This window comes from Nonomuraea sp. NPDC049486 (assembly GCF_040676925.1).
GTDB lineage: Bacteria > Actinomycetota > Actinomycetes > Streptosporangiales > Streptosporangiaceae > Nonomuraea > Nonomuraea ferruginea.
The window spans coordinates 140,449-153,536 of sequence record NZ_JBFAPV010000004.1; the positions used below are offsets into that span (position 1 = coordinate 140,449).

Annotated in this window: 15 protein-coding genes; 8 read left to right on the plus strand and 7 right to left on the minus strand. The window is 69.7% G+C overall.

Annotation, left to right across the window (positions count from 1 at the left end):
- Positions 1 to 426: 426 nt before the first annotated feature.
- Positions 427 to 1,038 (minus strand): TetR/AcrR family transcriptional regulator, encoded by a 612-nt coding sequence (locus AB0K05_RS13085; RefSeq protein ID WP_271275271.1) that lies wholly within the window; start codon positions 1,036 to 1,038, stop codon positions 427 to 429.
- 187 nt (positions 1,039 to 1,225) lie between these two features.
- Between AB0K05_RS13085 and AB0K05_RS13090 the strand changes: the two genes are divergently transcribed.
- Together AB0K05_RS13090 and AB0K05_RS13095 are read left to right on the plus strand one after the other, a co-directional pair.
- Entirely contained in the window at positions 1,226 to 1,630 is a 405-nt protein-coding gene (locus tag AB0K05_RS13090) for an ester cyclase (protein ID WP_364229062.1), read from the plus strand.
- Between the two features lie 182 nt (positions 1,631 to 1,812).
- The gene (locus AB0K05_RS13095) at positions 1,813 to 2,163 is read left to right on the plus strand and encodes a DUF1330 domain-containing protein (RefSeq protein WP_219545028.1); all 351 of its coding nucleotides are present in this window, start codon (positions 1,813 to 1,815) and stop codon (positions 2,161 to 2,163) included.
- 29 nt (positions 2,164 to 2,192) lie between these two features.
- On the opposite strand, the gene AB0K05_RS13100 is transcribed toward AB0K05_RS13095, so the two are convergent.
- The 3 genes from AB0K05_RS13100 to AB0K05_RS13110 form a co-directional block, all read right to left on the minus strand.
- Entirely contained in the window at positions 2,193 to 2,498 is a 306-nt protein-coding gene (locus tag AB0K05_RS13100; RefSeq protein WP_271275273.1) for a hypothetical protein, read from the minus strand.
- A 374-nt stretch (positions 2,499 to 2,872) separates the two neighbouring features.
- Positions 2,873 to 3,454 carry a dihydrofolate reductase family protein gene (locus tag AB0K05_RS13105; protein WP_364229065.1) on the minus strand — a complete coding sequence of 194 codons (582 nt, stop codon included), beginning with the start codon at positions 3,452 to 3,454 and terminating at the stop codon, positions 2,873 to 2,875.
- A gap of 65 nt (positions 3,455 to 3,519) precedes the next feature.
- Positions 3,520 to 4,359 (minus strand): helix-turn-helix domain-containing protein, encoded by an 840-nt coding sequence (locus AB0K05_RS13110; RefSeq protein ID WP_364229067.1) that lies wholly within the window; start codon positions 4,357 to 4,359, stop codon positions 3,520 to 3,522.
- 176 nt (positions 4,360 to 4,535) lie between these two features.
- On the opposite strand from AB0K05_RS13110, the gene AB0K05_RS13115 reads away from it, so the two are divergent.
- The 3 genes from AB0K05_RS13115 to AB0K05_RS13125 all read left to right on the plus strand — a co-directional run bounded on the left by AB0K05_RS13115 (position 4,536) and on the right by AB0K05_RS13125 (position 6,273).
- On the plus strand, positions 4,536 to 5,204 hold the full coding sequence (locus AB0K05_RS13115; RefSeq protein ID WP_364229069.1) for a class I SAM-dependent methyltransferase: 669 nt from the start codon (positions 4,536 to 4,538) through the stop codon (positions 5,202 to 5,204).
- A gap of 9 nt (positions 5,205 to 5,213) precedes the next feature.
- Positions 5,214 to 5,474: a hypothetical protein gene (locus AB0K05_RS13120; protein WP_364229071.1), complete on the plus strand. Its 261-nt coding sequence runs from the start codon at positions 5,214 to 5,216 to the stop codon at positions 5,472 to 5,474.
- 79 nt (positions 5,475 to 5,553) lie between these two features.
- Positions 5,554 to 6,273: a VOC family protein gene (locus AB0K05_RS13125; RefSeq protein WP_364229073.1), complete on the plus strand. Its 720-nt coding sequence runs from the start codon at positions 5,554 to 5,556 to the stop codon at positions 6,271 to 6,273.
- 13 nt (positions 6,274 to 6,286) lie between these two features.
- Here the strand turns inward: AB0K05_RS13125 and AB0K05_RS13130 are convergent, their stop codons facing one another.
- On the minus strand, positions 6,287 to 8,728 hold the full coding sequence (locus tag AB0K05_RS13130) for a hypothetical protein (RefSeq protein WP_364229075.1): 2,442 nt from the start codon (positions 8,726 to 8,728) through the stop codon (positions 6,287 to 6,289).
- Between the two features lie 87 nt (positions 8,729 to 8,815).
- Here AB0K05_RS13130 and AB0K05_RS13135 point away from each other — a divergent pair, with 87 nt between their 5' ends.
- From AB0K05_RS13135 to AB0K05_RS13145, 3 genes are read left to right on the plus strand one after another with little or no spacing between them, the layout of a single operon-like run.
- Positions 8,816 to 9,565, plus strand: a complete 750-nt coding sequence (locus tag AB0K05_RS13135) for a hypothetical protein (protein WP_271275280.1) — start codon at positions 8,816 to 8,818, stop codon at positions 9,563 to 9,565.
- 45 nt (positions 9,566 to 9,610) lie between these two features.
- Positions 9,611 to 10,756, plus strand: a complete 1,146-nt coding sequence (locus AB0K05_RS13140; protein WP_271275281.1) for an epoxide hydrolase family protein — start codon at positions 9,611 to 9,613, stop codon at positions 10,754 to 10,756.
- 19 nt (positions 10,757 to 10,775) lie between these two features.
- The gene (locus AB0K05_RS13145; protein WP_271275282.1) at positions 10,776 to 11,108 is read left to right on the plus strand and encodes a hypothetical protein; all 333 of its coding nucleotides are present in this window, start codon (positions 10,776 to 10,778) and stop codon (positions 11,106 to 11,108) included.
- A 31-nt stretch (positions 11,109 to 11,139) separates the two neighbouring features.
- On the opposite strand, the gene AB0K05_RS13150 is transcribed toward AB0K05_RS13145, so the two are convergent.
- The gene (locus AB0K05_RS13150) at positions 11,140 to 11,745 is read right to left on the minus strand and encodes a DUF4276 family protein (protein WP_364229078.1); all 606 of its coding nucleotides are present in this window, start codon (positions 11,743 to 11,745) and stop codon (positions 11,140 to 11,142) included.
- Positions 11,742 to 13,004 (minus strand): AAA family ATPase, encoded by a 1,263-nt coding sequence (locus tag AB0K05_RS13155; protein WP_364229080.1) that lies wholly within the window; start codon positions 13,002 to 13,004, stop codon positions 11,742 to 11,744. Before AB0K05_RS13155 ends, AB0K05_RS13150 begins: the two co-directional genes overlap by 4 nt.
- Positions 13,005 to 13,088 lie beyond the last annotated feature (84 nt).

A 13,088-nucleotide genomic window follows, 5' to 3' on the forward strand; every position in this document is an offset into this window, starting at 1 on the left:
CAGGAGCTCGTAATGAAGGGGTCTCGGGTTCGAATCCCGAAGGCGGCTCCCAGGCAAAGGCCCTCCCGGATAATCTGGGAGGGCCTTTTGTGTGGGCCTCAGCAGCGCCGTACGGAACAGGGAGTGATTCCTACTCGAAGAGGTCCTGACCTTCGCGACCCGAGGGATCCATGGCGAGCAGGCTCTCGTGGAGCCATTGGATTGGGCGGCCGGTGAGTTCGCCCGCCGCTGTGGTCTCCATCAGTCGCCAACCGGGAGAGCCGTCCGGTGCTTCATCATCCTGGCCAAGGGATCAGGCCAGGCCACGATGGTGGACCGGGTTGAGACCGGCGGCGGTGGCCGGGTACTCCGTTGATTGTCAGCCGCCGGGGCCCATGTCGGGTCAGGGCGGGTCGGCTCGGCGAGCCGACCGTGTGGCGGTGTCCGTCAGGGCTGGGATGGGAGGAGGGCTCGCAGGGCGATGTCGACGGAGGCCTGGAGGTCTTCACGGCTGGTGCCGGAGGCGGCGTGGACGGCGAATCCCTCGCTGAGCGCCATCACGAATCGTGCCAGTGCCCGGTGGTCCACGCCGGGCGGGAGGTCTCCTTCTCTCGCCGCGCGAGACAGCCGTTCTGCGACGGCGGCTTCGTTGGCGGCCCGGCCGGCGGCCAGGACCTCGGAGATGCGGGCGTTCTCGGGCGAGCAGGCCAGGCCTCCCTGGATGGAGAGGCAGCCCAGGGGGTGGTCGTCGGCGGTGAGGCCGTCGGCGCTGGAGCGCAGGAACGCTTCGATGGCGGCGTAGGCGGTGGGTTGGTCGAGTGCGGCGCGGACCTGGGCCAGCTGGGTCTCGCGGTAGCGCGCGAAGGCGCGCTCGAACAGTTGCTCCTTGCTGCCGAACGTGGCGTACAGGCTCGGTCGGTTGATGCCCATCGCGCTGGTGAGGGTGGTCATGGACGCACCCTCGTAGCCGTGTCGCCAGAAGACCTCGGCGGCCCGGTCGAGGACCGCCTCCTCGTCGAACGCCCGCGGTCGTCCAATGGTCGGCGTCTCGGTGCTCATGAGCCCATCGTACCGATCGGTAGAGATGACGACCCGGCCGCGAACCGATCGGTACAAAACGTGCTATGGTTGCTTCTTAACCGAGCGGTACAAAACATCCGCTCCGGTCGAACAGCCATCCCGGGTCAACCGGTCGGCATCGACAGAATGGGAAAAGATCATGAGCTCCGATGCGACGCGTCCGGGTATGTCGACCGAGGAACTGCGGGACTTCTACCTGCGGTACGTCGATCTGGCGAACAAGCGCGAGTTCCACCGCATGGCCGATTTCGCTCACGACGAGGTGATCCTGGGTGGCACCCCGGTCAAGAGGGACGACATGGTGGCCGAGTTCTACAAGCACGTTGAAGCGGTGCCGGACTTCCGTTGGGAGATTCAGGAGCTCGTCGTCGACGGTGACCGGGTGGCCGCCCGCCTGGTCGACACGGGAACGCCGGTCAAGGAGTGGAACGGTCTGGCCCCCACCGGGGCGTCGTTGTCGTTCGCCGAGACCGCCTTCTACCGGGTAGAGGACGGCCGGTTCAAGTCCATGTGGTACCTGATGGACGCCGACACGGTGCGGCGGCAGCTCGCCGGCGGACCGGCCGACTGAGCAGTGCGTCGCGATGACCGCCGCTGACCTTTCCTCATCGAGGTCGGCAGCGGTTCCGCAGTCCGTGGAGCGCGGGACGCGGCCTGCGATGCCAGTTCACCTACCTGGCAGGTAATCGCGCCGCTTACGAGGAGCTGTCAGGATCGGCAGCGCACCGAACACGACTTCATCGGGAGGACACCGTGCCGGCCTACGTCATCGCCCACCTGCAGGAGGCGGCTCCGCACCCGGAGATCGCCGAGTACATCGAGCGGCTCCCCGGGACCTTCGAGCCGTACGGCGGTCGCTACCTCGTCCACGTCACCCAGCACGAGGTGAAGGAAGGCAGCTGGCCCGGACATGTCGTGATGATCGGGTTCCCGGGGATCGCCGAGGCGCGGGCGTGGTGGGATTCGCCCGCGTACCGGGAGATCGCGCCGCTGCGCTCGCGGCACATCGAGGGCGACATCATCATGGTCGACGGCGTGCCCGAGAACTACAACCCGACGGCGGCCGTCACCGCCATCCGGGAGGCGGCGGGTCTGCCCGCGTAGGTCAGCGCCTGGGACAACGACGCCGTGTCTCAGTCCTCGTCGCGATCGACGTGGTAGGCGCGCAGCTTACGGCGCGCCTGGTGGCGGCTGCGGCGGCGCTCCTCGCGACGGAAGTGGTGCCACTCCCGGTGCCCACCTCTGGTTTCGTGAACGAGCACGTGGAAGCCGGGGGCGCCCCAGTAACAGCCGCCTCGGCGCCAGTTCGCGCTGTCGGCGGTGATCTCGTCCGGCAGCGTGCACGGGCCGAAACGGTGGTCATGCACGGGCACACAGGTGGTCAGCGGCGCGTCGGCCATCCGCACCCACCAGGGCCGGGTCTTGTCGGTCCTGCTCATACGGTCACCTTTCGGCTCCGTGACGCCCCTGACTGGGGCCGTCGCTAGACCGGGTGCACCGTGATCACCTCCGACTTCGCACACGACACAAGAGACCGAAAACCTGATCTCCACACTACTGCGGACCGCGGCCGGGGGCGCTGTCTCTTGTTGTCCGCTCATTCATCGTTCATCGTCGATTGACGATTAATGAGCGTACGGGCCGCGTCTGATGGACACGGACGACGTCATCGCGAAGTGCGGCGAGCCGGCCAAGGCGGCCAGGGCCGGGGAGCAGGTGATCGACTGCGGGTCGGCGGAGTTCGCGGCGGGATGCTTCGGCACGGGCCACCAAAGCGGAGTGACGGATCGCCTGGGACGCCTTCGGCGCTCGGTCATCGGCGTACCCGATACCGCAGGTGGAGCACCCGGTTGCCCTGGATCACCACGTCCGGGTCCTCCAGCAGATGCTGTGCGTCGTCCGACCCGAAGTAGCGCTTGCCGGACCCGAACACGACGGGTACGACGTCCATGCGCACCTCGTCGATCAGGCCCGCGGCGAGCATCTGGCCACCGACATCGCCGGCGGCGACCTCGACCACGCGGTCACCCGCGAGCTCCCGCGCCTTGGCCACGGCTGCCTCGACGCCGTCGACGAAGTGGAACGGCGCCTCGGGGTCCCAGCCCTCGGGCTCCGGCCGGTGCGTCACGACGACCACGTGGTCGACCCCGCTCGGAGGCTTCCCGTCCCAGCCGTCCGTCAGGTCGAAGACGTGGCGGCCGGCGATCGTGACTCCGATCTGGTCCCAGTACGGCCGGGTGTAGTCGTAGGACGTCCGCGACACCTTCAGCTCGCCGCTCTCGTCCAGCGGGACGTCACCGCTGGTCAGCCAGTCGAACAGCGGTCCGGGCTGGTCATTCTCGTCCGCGACGAAACCGTCCACCGACACCGAGCCGTACATGACCACCTTGCCCACGGGGCTCTCCTCTGCTTCGGGGTGCCCCAAATTAGCGTGTCGTGAGCTGCCGCTCTTGTAAGAAATCAATCGGCCGGCAGCGGCCAGCCGTCAAGCGCGTGGCCGGGATGTTCGCGCAGGAACCGCCGCCGGACCTCGACGTACCGGGTCGGCGTGAGCCCGGTGAACGCCCGGAACTCGTGGCCGAAGTGGGCCTGGTCGAAGTAGCCCGCGCCACCGGCGAGGTCGCCCCAGTCGATCGGTCCGGCGGGGTTGATCGCGAACACGGTGGCGGTGAAGCGGTAGGCGCGGGCCAGCCGCTTCGGCGTGACGCCGATGAGCTCCTTGAACCGCTGTGCCAGATGAGTGCTGCTGACACCGGCCGCCACGCTCAGGCCGCCGATCGCCACCGCCCCGCTGGCCGCCGCGATGACGCTGCTTGTATGGCGGACCAGCCCCAGGCCGGTGGTCTCGCACAGCCGTCGCATCAGCTCCTCCTCGAGCAGCGTCAGCATCTCGTGCGGTCCGTCCGCCGTGGCCAGCCGGTCTCGCAGCTCAGCGACGGCGGGCCGGCCCCACACCTGCTCCACCGTCACCGGCCGATCACACAACTCGGCCGCGGGCATCGGCAGGAACGGCGCCAGCCCCCACGGCTTGACGTGCACGCCGACGGACCGGGTCCGGAGTGGGTAGCCGAACTCCCACGCGCGGGTGGGCATGGTGACCACGCAGCCGTCGGCGTACTCGGCCGTCTCGGTGCCGGTGCCGGCGCGGATGCGGAACGGCGCCCCGAGGTTGACGATGAGCAACGCCGACGGCGCCGGCGGCAGCGTCAGCCGGGGGTACGGCGGCTCGCCCTCCAGGTAGTAGAGGTCGTCGATCAGCCCGTCCAGCGGCGGTCGCGGGACTCTGGACACGTACTCCACGCGTCACAGCATCGCCGATGCGCGGGCGGGCCACCAGATCGGCTCACTGGCGCTCCGATCGGGCCGTACGCGGAGATCGGATCGTTGTGATCGTCTGCTCGAAGGGGACCTCTTTCAACGCCGGGTCGCGGTGGGATGCCTGTTGTCGGAGCTCTCCCGTACGGCATCATGACGCGATGAGCGTGCGCTACGACGAGGTGATCGGTCTCCTCCGGGAGGCGTACGACGGCGGTGCCGAGCGGCGGGATGCCGCCACGAAGTCCGCGTGGAAGCTCGCGGAGCGTGAGGCGTTCCTGGGCCGGCTGAAGGGGCACGGTTGCCGGCGACTGCTGGAGGTCGGTGCTGGGACGGGTCAGGACAGCGCGTACTTCCAGGAGAACGGGCTGGACGTCGTGGCCGTCGATCTGTCGCCTGCCATGGTGGCCCTCTGCCGGGAGAAGGGCGTCGAAGCCCATGCCATGGACTTTCTCAGTCTCGACTTCGAGCCCGGTTCGTTCGACGCGGTGTACGCGCTGAACTGCCTCCTGCATGTGCCCGACGGTGATCTGCCGGCGGTGCTGGGCGCGATCCACACGGTGATGCGGCCCGGTGGGCTGTTCTTTCTCGGTGTGTACGGTGGGGGCGGGCTGACGGGGGAGAGCACTTTCGAGCAGGATGATCATTATCCTCCTCGGTTCTTCTCCTTCCGGGATGACGAGCGGCTTCAGGAGTACGCGCGCGAGTGCTTCGAGATCGTCGACTTCCACGTCGTGGGGACTCATGGATGGCGATTCCAGTCGCTGACACTCCGCCGTCCGGCGTCAAGCCCTGACCTGGATCAGCGCGCCGGGGGCGGGGGCCCGTAGGATCCGGCCATGAGGATCATCGGCGTCCCCGTACAGGTGTGGGGCGCGATCGCGTTAATCCTGGCCGTGGTGTGGGTGTTCGTGTGGCCGCAGCGCGAGGTCGACGGGGTGGCCTATCTGATCCTGCGGTGGGGTCATGCGCTGGTGTGGCTGCTGCTGGGGATCGCGGCGTTCCTGGCGCCTGTGGGGTCGACGGCCGCGAAGGGGACGGGCATGGCTGCCGGGCTGGTCTACCTGGCGTTCCTGGTCACCGTCAGCATCAACGGCTGAAATCGGCATGGTCGGATCCGGCGGCCGGGGTAGGCTCTGAGCAGCTAGGCAAATTTGGTTAGCTGGAGATGGAGAGACCATGGCCAACGAGATCACCGTGCCGCTGCTGCCCTGCCCGTCCATCGACGAGATCGCCGACTTCTACACCATGCTGGGCTTCACCCGGACCTACTACCAGGTGCGGCCGAACCCGTTCGTGGCACTCCAGCGCGAAGACCTGCGGCTGGGCTTCTTCGGCATCCCGGGCTTCAACCCGGAGGACTCCTACGGAAGCTGCTCCGTCATCGTGTCCGACACCGGGAAGCTCTTCGAGGCGTTCGCCGCGGGCATGCGCCGGACTCACGGCAAGCTCCTGGTCTCCGGGATCCCTCGGATGACCCGTCCACGCAAGCGCAAGAACGACGGGAACCACACCGGATTCGCGGTCATCGACCCCGGCGGGAACTGGATCAGGTTCTCGGCGGCCCAGCCGGAGCCTGAGGAGGAGGCCGGCGGAAAGCTCACCGCGACGCTGCACAAGGCCGTGGTGATGGGCGACTCGCACGGCAAGCACGTACGGGCGGCGCAGATCCTGGACGCGGCCCTGGAGCGGGACAAGGACACCGCTACGGCGGCCGAGCTGCTCGAAGCGCTGGCCTATCGCGCCGAGCTCGCGCTCCGCGCCGAGGATCCCGCGGCTGCCGGCGACGCCCTCGGGCGGGCCCGTGCGCTGGCCCTTTCCGAAGCCGATCGCGACAGGCTCGCCGGGACCCTGGAAGCCCTCGCGGACGTGGAGGCCGTTCTCCGGCCCGGAACATAGGACGTGCGTGTGGTCAGGAGGGGCTCGTTCTTCCGGTCGGGGGTCCGGGGACGGTCATGGCGCGGGATATCTCGGCCAGTGCCCACTCTCTCGGTTGGGGGGTGGGCAAGGTGTGGGCCAGGTCGGTCGCGCGGGTGAACTCGCCGGTCCGGGCCATGGTGATGATGACGGTGGCTGCGGTCTGCGGGTCGGTGGTGAGGGCGAGGGCGCGGTCGTACTGGCCGAGTGTGGACAGGGCTTGGGCCAGGTCAGCCGTCGCTTGTGGGGGAAGGGCAGCGCTTTCGGTGAGCAGTTCGTCGATCGTGCGTTCGGCCCGGTGGGTGTCGCCGGTCGCGGCCCAGGCCCGCGCCAGGCGAGCCCGGAGCCGGACGCGGAGGGCTGGATCGGTGGCCTGGGCGGCTGTCGCGTCGGCGTGGAGGAGTACCTGCGAGACGCGGCCTGGCGGGGCGCCTGTGGCGGCCAGCGCTTCTGCCACCGAGGACAGCGCGCCGCACTGTTCCAGCGTGTCTCTGACGTCCAACGCCGCCCGGAAGGCGCGGTCGAGCTGCCCGGACGCGATCAGGACGGCGGCCAGTGCCGCGGGAGTGTGCGCGGCGGCTTCGGCCTGGGCGAGTAACTCGGCCGCCTGGTCGAGCCGGCCGGTCGCGAGCAGGGCGTCGACCAGTTCGCGGAGCAGGCGGTCGTGGTCGCGGGAGGAGGTCACGGATCGGGCGGCGGTCTCGGCGTCCCGCAGTAGTGCGACGGCGTGGTTGAGCTGGCCTGACCGCGTTCGGGCCTTGGCCACCGACAGGAGCGCCTCCGCCCGGGGCGCTGCCTCCTCTATGGCCAGCGCGATGGATTCGGCCTGGTCGAGCCGTAGGGTCTGCGCGTGCCCGGCGGCCACGTGTCGCAGCGCCCAGGATCGTTGGCCCGGGTCGGGGATCGACGGGGCTCTCTCGTACGCGTGGTCGTAAGCGCCGATGTCGCACAGTGCCCGTACGAGGTCGGGCCACGGCGACGGCCACCGGGCGGCGGCGATCGCGTCGGCGCGGTCGAGCAGGCCCGCCCTTCCCAGGGTGGCCGCCAGCAGCCGCCAGGCCTCGAACCGCTCCTGCTCCTCGTAGAGGGTGTGGACCAGGAGCTCGGCGCGGCGCAGCAGCTCGCCCGCCTGTTCCCGGCGGCCCGCGTGGGCCAGGGCGTCGGCCAGCTCCGCCAGACCGCGGATGTGGCGGATGTCGTCGGCGCCGTCTACGGCCAGGGCAGCGGCGGCGGCCTCGTCCAGGATCTCGCCGGCGCGTTCGGGCCGGCCGGCCTCGATCGCCGAGCGGGCTATTCGCGCGAGGGCCTGCTCACGCCGGAAACGGTCGGTGATCGCGCGGGCGAGCGCCACCGCACGGTCGATCCGACCGGCCTGCGCCATCGTGACCGCAACGTCGACCTGCAGGCCGCCGTCCAGGGCACGGACGTCGCCGAGCACCGCCGCGAGGCTGACGTCCGGGGTTTGGGCGTTGCGGAGCGTCGCCGCGTCGCCCGCGTGCATGTCGCTGTCCGGGTCCTGGGCGTTGTGGAGCGTCGCCGCGTCGTCGGCGTCCCGGGGCTGGGCGTGGTCGAGTAGTGCGGTTGCCTGGGATTTTCTTCCTGAATGGAGGAGTTGGCGGGCCAGGGTGACGCGGCCGGCCCAGTCGGGGGTGGTGAGGGCGTGGGTGAGATCTCCGCGTTCGGCGCAGGCGAGGGCGAGGGCGCGCAGCTCGGTCTGACGGGTGCCGGGGTTGGGGATGGCTCTGGCCGCCGTCTCGGCTCGGCGCAGCAGCTCCGCCGTACGGTCTGGATCGTCGATCGCCAGGGCGGCGGCGCGCAGTGCCTGGGTGCGGCACGATGGGTCGGCGATGTGCTCGGCGACCTCTACGGCCTGGTCGCCGCGCCGGGATGCGGCGAGCGCCTCGGCGACCACCAGCAGTGCGATATCGCGTCGCGGCCGGTCGGTGACGAGGAAGAGCGCGGTGGCGTAGGCCTGATCGAGCCGGCCGGCCCGGACGAGGGCGCGCGCGAAGGCGTCCCACCCCCAACTGGGATCGGGATCCCGCCCGGCCACTGTCACCGCGCGGTCGATGTCGCCGGTCATGACCAACGCCTCGGCCACGGCTCTCAGGCCCGTGGGGGAGAGCTCGTTTTCGGTGATGGGGGCGAGCGCCTCGGTGGTCCGGCCGGCCCGGGACAGGGCGGCGGCCACCGATCCGAGCGCGCCGATGCGGTCTTCCACCCGCTTGATGGCGTTCGCCGCGCGCAGTGCCTGTTGGAGCGGGCAGACCGTGGCCATGCCCGCGGCTACCGCGATCAGGATCCGCTCCTGCGGGCCGGTCGCGTCCTGGGCGATCCGCAGGGCGCGGTCCATCGCGTCGGCGGCTCCGTCGAGGTCGCCCTTCAGGGCCATCACCTCGGCGGAGGCTCCCAGCGTGCGGATCGATGTCTCCAGCACAGGGTCCAGCCTAATGAGGAAAGCGGTGGCTTCCCCGGGATCGCGGGGTGCGGGACGATGGGAGTTCCAGCCTTAACATGGCGGTGGATGGCGATGACTGCGTCCGAGATGGTGCTCGCCGGGTTGTCGGCGGTGGTCGTGGTGGCGGTCGTGGGGTGGCGCGGGCTGGTGAGGGCCCGGCTGCGGGCCGAGGTACGCAGTCGTCGAGCGGCGCTCCGGTCGCGGTCCGGGACGGCGCGTTACTTCTTCGACCGTGAGCGCGGGCGCTGGAGGCCGGAGCTCGACGCGGCGATGGCGGGCAAGCTGGAGGAGCTCGACCGGCGTGAGGCGGAGGTCGGCGCGCTTGCGGCCGGTGATCCAGGGCTGGGCGACGTCGCGAGCCGGCTGGGCGGTGACTACGAGAGCTTCGGCAACCTGGTCAGGGCGCTGTCTGAGTGCGAGGCCGCCGCGTCGGGGCCGCATCCGGATATCGACGAGCTGCTGCCGGAACGCGCTTCTTCGGAGGCGGTCGCCGCCCTCCGCAGCCGATGGGACGGGCTGGAGGAGCGCCGCGTCCGGCTCGTCCACCGGATACGGGACTCGTCTCCGGACGCCTGGGCGAAACTGGCGAGCAGCGCCACCTCGCTGGGTGCCGACTGCATGCGGCTGACCGCTGACGTCACCCGGGCCTGGGAGCGGATGTTCCCGGACCGCGCCGCCGCCAGGGCCGCCGAGGAGCAGGCGGTGTTCGAGCACATCCTGGACGACATCGCCCGCCGGGGCCGGGCCACTACCCGACGGCCGGATCGCTCCCGCGCCCATGTCTCCGACCCTCGCCAGTACGGCGATCAGGCGTGATATTGCGGAACCGGATGTTCCGCGATGGTCTCTAGCTTGGTCCGCATGACACATGACGTTCGCCCGTTCCGTATAGAGATCCCCCAGGCTGACCTGGACGACCTGCGCGACCGCCTGGCCCGTACCCGCTGGCCCAGCCGGCTGCCGGGAGCCGAGTGGAGCCGGGGGGTTCCCGTCTCGTACCTCAAGGAGCTGGTGGAGTACTGGGCGGGTGCGTACGACTGGCGGGCGCAGGAAGCGAAGCTGAACCGGTTCCCGCAGTTCACGACCGAGATCGACGGGCAGACCGTGCATTTCTTCCACGTACGGTGCGCCGACCCCGGCGCGCTCCCGCTGGTCATCACGCACAGCTGGCCGAACTCGATCGTGGAGTTCACGGAGCTTCTCGGCCCGCTGTCGGAGACCTTCCACGTGATCGCGCCCTCGCTGCCGGGGTTCGGGTTCTCCCCGTTCCCCGAGCCCGCCGACGAGCGGCCGTGGAGCGTCGAGCGGGTGGCCCGGACGTGGGCGGAGCTGATGGGCGGGCTGGGTTACGAGCGCTACGGGGTGCACGGCAACGACGCGGGGGCGCTGGTCTCGCCGCGGCTCGCCGCGCTGGCCCCGGAGCGGGTGGTCGGGGTGCACATCACCGGCGGCGTCGGCATGCCGACCGGGGATCCGGCCGAGCTGGAGGGGCTGTCGCAGGAGGATCGGGCGATGGTCGAGCACGTGGCCGGGATGCTGAGCGGTGAGGGCGGCAGCGGGTACGCGCCGTACCTGGCCGCGCGGCCGCAGACGCTCAGCTACGGGTGGGCGGATTCGCCGGTGGCCCAGCTGGCCTACCTCGTGGAGCGGTTCAAGGAGTTCGACGGCTGGCCCGACGGGGAGGCGCCGCGGGAGCCGGTCGACCGCGACCTGGTTCTCGGCAACGCGAGCCTCTACTGGCTGACGGGCACCGGCGGGTCGTCGTCGTGGACCTACTACGAGGGCGCGGCCGGCATGCCGATCGACCAGAAGGCGGTGCCGACGGGCGTCTCGCACGGCGGCCCCGACGCCTTCCGCCGGCTCGCCGAGCGCGGGAACGCCATCGTGCACTGGGAGGACCACGAGCACCCCAGCCACATGCTCGCGATGGCGGCGCCCGGCCCGCTGGCGGCCGACATCCGCACGTTCTTCTCGGGCCTGGGTAAACCCGTCGATCTCGGGCGGTGATCGGGCCTACCCTGATCGTATGGCCCATGCGAAGACGTCCTTCGTCTGCCTGCCCTGCCGCGCCTCGTACAAGCAGCCTTACGATCGCGGCCGCGACGCCCGTCCCTGCCCTCGCTGCGCGGGGCCGCTGATCCACGTCGGTTCCGCGTTCGCGGCCCCTCCCCGGCGGGACGCCGCGGCCTGGCGGGTGCTCTCTGTGCTGCTGCACGCGGGCGTCCGCTTCCACAAGAGCTGCTGCGGTGGTCCCGGTTACCGTCCGCGCACCCTCGGCGAGGTGCGTGCGCGGATGGCGTACGCCCGCGCTACCGGTGAGCCGTTCGCCAAGGCTCTCGTACGGCACGAGCTACCGTGAAGCGCAGCCGCGTCCAGGCTTGAGACGTCCTCTACGGTGTATCCCGGATGAGGAACTCGACATCTCGCCAGAGTTTGTCGAAGGACGTCGCGTTCGCGCGGGCAAGACGAAGGTCGAACTGAGCGGCCAGGCTGGTCTGGTGCTTGGTCGGACTGTACGGGCGGTTGTCGGTGCGGCGATGGGAGAGCCATTCCTTGCAGCCTCGCGGCTGCTCAGGATCGGCCGGTACTTCGAGGTCGGCAGCCATGCCCGCGCAGTTGCGCAGTGAGCTGGCCGAGGCCAGGAACCAGGCCTCGAACTCGCGGTTCGCGAGCACTACCGCGCTGCGTAGATCGGGCCTGGCGTCCTGGGCGCGGCCGAGTAGCCGGGGGCCGAGTTCGGCGGGACAGTCGTCATCGGCGTCGAGGAGTACGAGCACCCCGGTAAGGGCGTTCTGGCCGGCGGTAGCCCGATCGATTTCGGACTCGATGCCGCCCTTGGAGATCAGCGAGTTGCGGCTCACCCGCCACGGCCGCGGGACGTCCACCCAGAGGTCAGGGGCGATCTCGGCGACGAGCCTGCGAAGGAGGACCGGCAAGGCCTGTACCTCGCCGTCGCCCTCGACGAGGGTGACGATACGGAGAGGCGCACTGGTCAAGCTCCCTCCTCCTCATCGGAGCGCAACTGCCCGTGGCGGTGGTAGTCCGCCAAGTAGGACGGGTTCTCTCGCAAGACCTGGAGCGTCTTACGGCTCAGTTCGCCGATCCTGCTGACACCGGCGGCCATTTCCACCAATCGCAGACTCGACGGCTGGAGTTCCTCTGCCGTGAGCAGGTCCGAGCTCTGCGTGGTCGCGATCACCTGAGTCCAGTGGGAAGCCTCCGCCATCGCCGCCAGGAGCCCGGAGACCTTGGCGGGGTGAATGGCGAGCTCCGGCTCCTCGATCGCCAACAGGGGAATGCCGCCCGCGAGAGCGTCGGGCTGGTTCAATGCCGTCAGCACACCCGTACCGCGGACGGTTCCCTCGGAGAGTTGCTCACGCTGGAACACCTGGACGTGCGGGTCGCCTGCGTGCACGGTCCCGGCGTTCACCGCTTCCCAGAAGGGCACGATCGGATCCCCGTTCCAGAATCGGGCCTCGATGGTGGCGAAGTCGCCCTGCATTCGGCGATCCACGCCGAGCAGCGACGGGACCAGCCAGCGCATCCAGCCGTCCACGGACTCCTTGGCCTCGGGATGCTGATCGGCCAGGAGTCCCAGCACCTGGCCCAGGTGTTCTCCTCGCTCGCCGAGTTGTGCCTGCCTGACCCTGGTGTCGTCCAGTTCGCGCAGCGTATTGGTGTCGAGGTCGTAGAAGCGCATCGAGGTGAGCGCCCGTAGCACCGTGTCGTAAGGAGTGAGGCGCCCTACGACAGGGAGCAGAAGCTCGTCCGGGCCCAGCCGGGCACCGGGTAGGTCGTCTCCGCGGACTATCCGCTCCCCGCTGATCGCGTCGATGGAGTATTGAGCGTGAGCTTCCCGCGAGATGAGCCGCAGCTTCTCCGTGAGCACGAGGAGCGGACGCTCCTGGTCCGGATCTCGGCCGATCTGGATCTCGTACGTAGCCTCGCCTTGGACAGAACTGAAGGCGAGATGCAGTTCGATGAGGAAAGAGGGCGCGGCTCGACCTGTTGACGTGTTCCTGTGCAGGAGCGAATCGAGGCTGCCGCGTTCCGCCACCGCGCGGGAGGGGGACAGCACGAGCGCGTCGCGTACGAAGCGAAGCGCGTCCAGAAAGTTGGACTTCCCCGACGCGTTGAAGCCCGCGAGAATCGTGAGTGGCTCCAGACGGACGTCGCACGTGGCGATCGAGCGGAAATCACGCACCCGGACCCTCGTCACGAACGGAGCCGCATCCCGGCGGATCTTCTCGTTCATGACATATCAGCCCCTGGTATCTCCGTACGGAGTGCTTCGTCTCGGTTCTCCGAGGCGGGATCGTGCATGGACTGACAGTAGCTG

What these genes read in the sequence shown, in the direction of transcription:
- AB0K05_RS13155 (WP_364229080.1), bottom strand. Translation starts at nt 13,004, where the DNA reads ATGAACGAGAAGATCCGCCGGGATGCGGCTCCGTTCGTGACGAGGGTC.
- AB0K05_RS13135 (WP_271275280.1), top strand. Translation starts at nt 8,816, where the DNA reads ATGGCGATGACTGCGTCCGAGATGGTGCTCGCCGGGTTGTCGGCGGTG.
- AB0K05_RS13140 (WP_271275281.1), top strand. Translation starts at nt 9,611, where the DNA reads ATGACACATGACGTTCGCCCGTTCCGTATAGAGATCCCCCAGGCTGAC.
- AB0K05_RS13125 (WP_364229073.1), top strand. Translation starts at nt 5,554, where the DNA reads ATGGCCAACGAGATCACCGTGCCGCTGCTGCCCTGCCCGTCCATCGAC.
- AB0K05_RS13115 (WP_364229069.1), top strand. Translation starts at nt 4,536, where the DNA reads ATGAGCGTGCGCTACGACGAGGTGATCGGTCTCCTCCGGGAGGCGTAC.
- AB0K05_RS13100 (WP_271275273.1), bottom strand. Translation starts at nt 2,498, where the DNA reads ATGAGCAGGACCGACAAGACCCGGCCCTGGTGGGTGCGGATGGCCGAC.
- AB0K05_RS13085 (WP_271275271.1), bottom strand. Translation starts at nt 1,038, where the DNA reads ATGAGCACCGAGACGCCGACCATTGGACGACCGCGGGCGTTCGACGAG.
- AB0K05_RS13145 (WP_271275282.1), top strand. Translation starts at nt 10,776, where the DNA reads ATGGCCCATGCGAAGACGTCCTTCGTCTGCCTGCCCTGCCGCGCCTCG.
- AB0K05_RS13090 (WP_364229062.1), top strand. Translation starts at nt 1,226, where the DNA reads ATGTCGACCGAGGAACTGCGGGACTTCTACCTGCGGTACGTCGATCTG.
- AB0K05_RS13120 (WP_364229071.1), top strand. Translation starts at nt 5,214, where the DNA reads ATGAGGATCATCGGCGTCCCCGTACAGGTGTGGGGCGCGATCGCGTTA.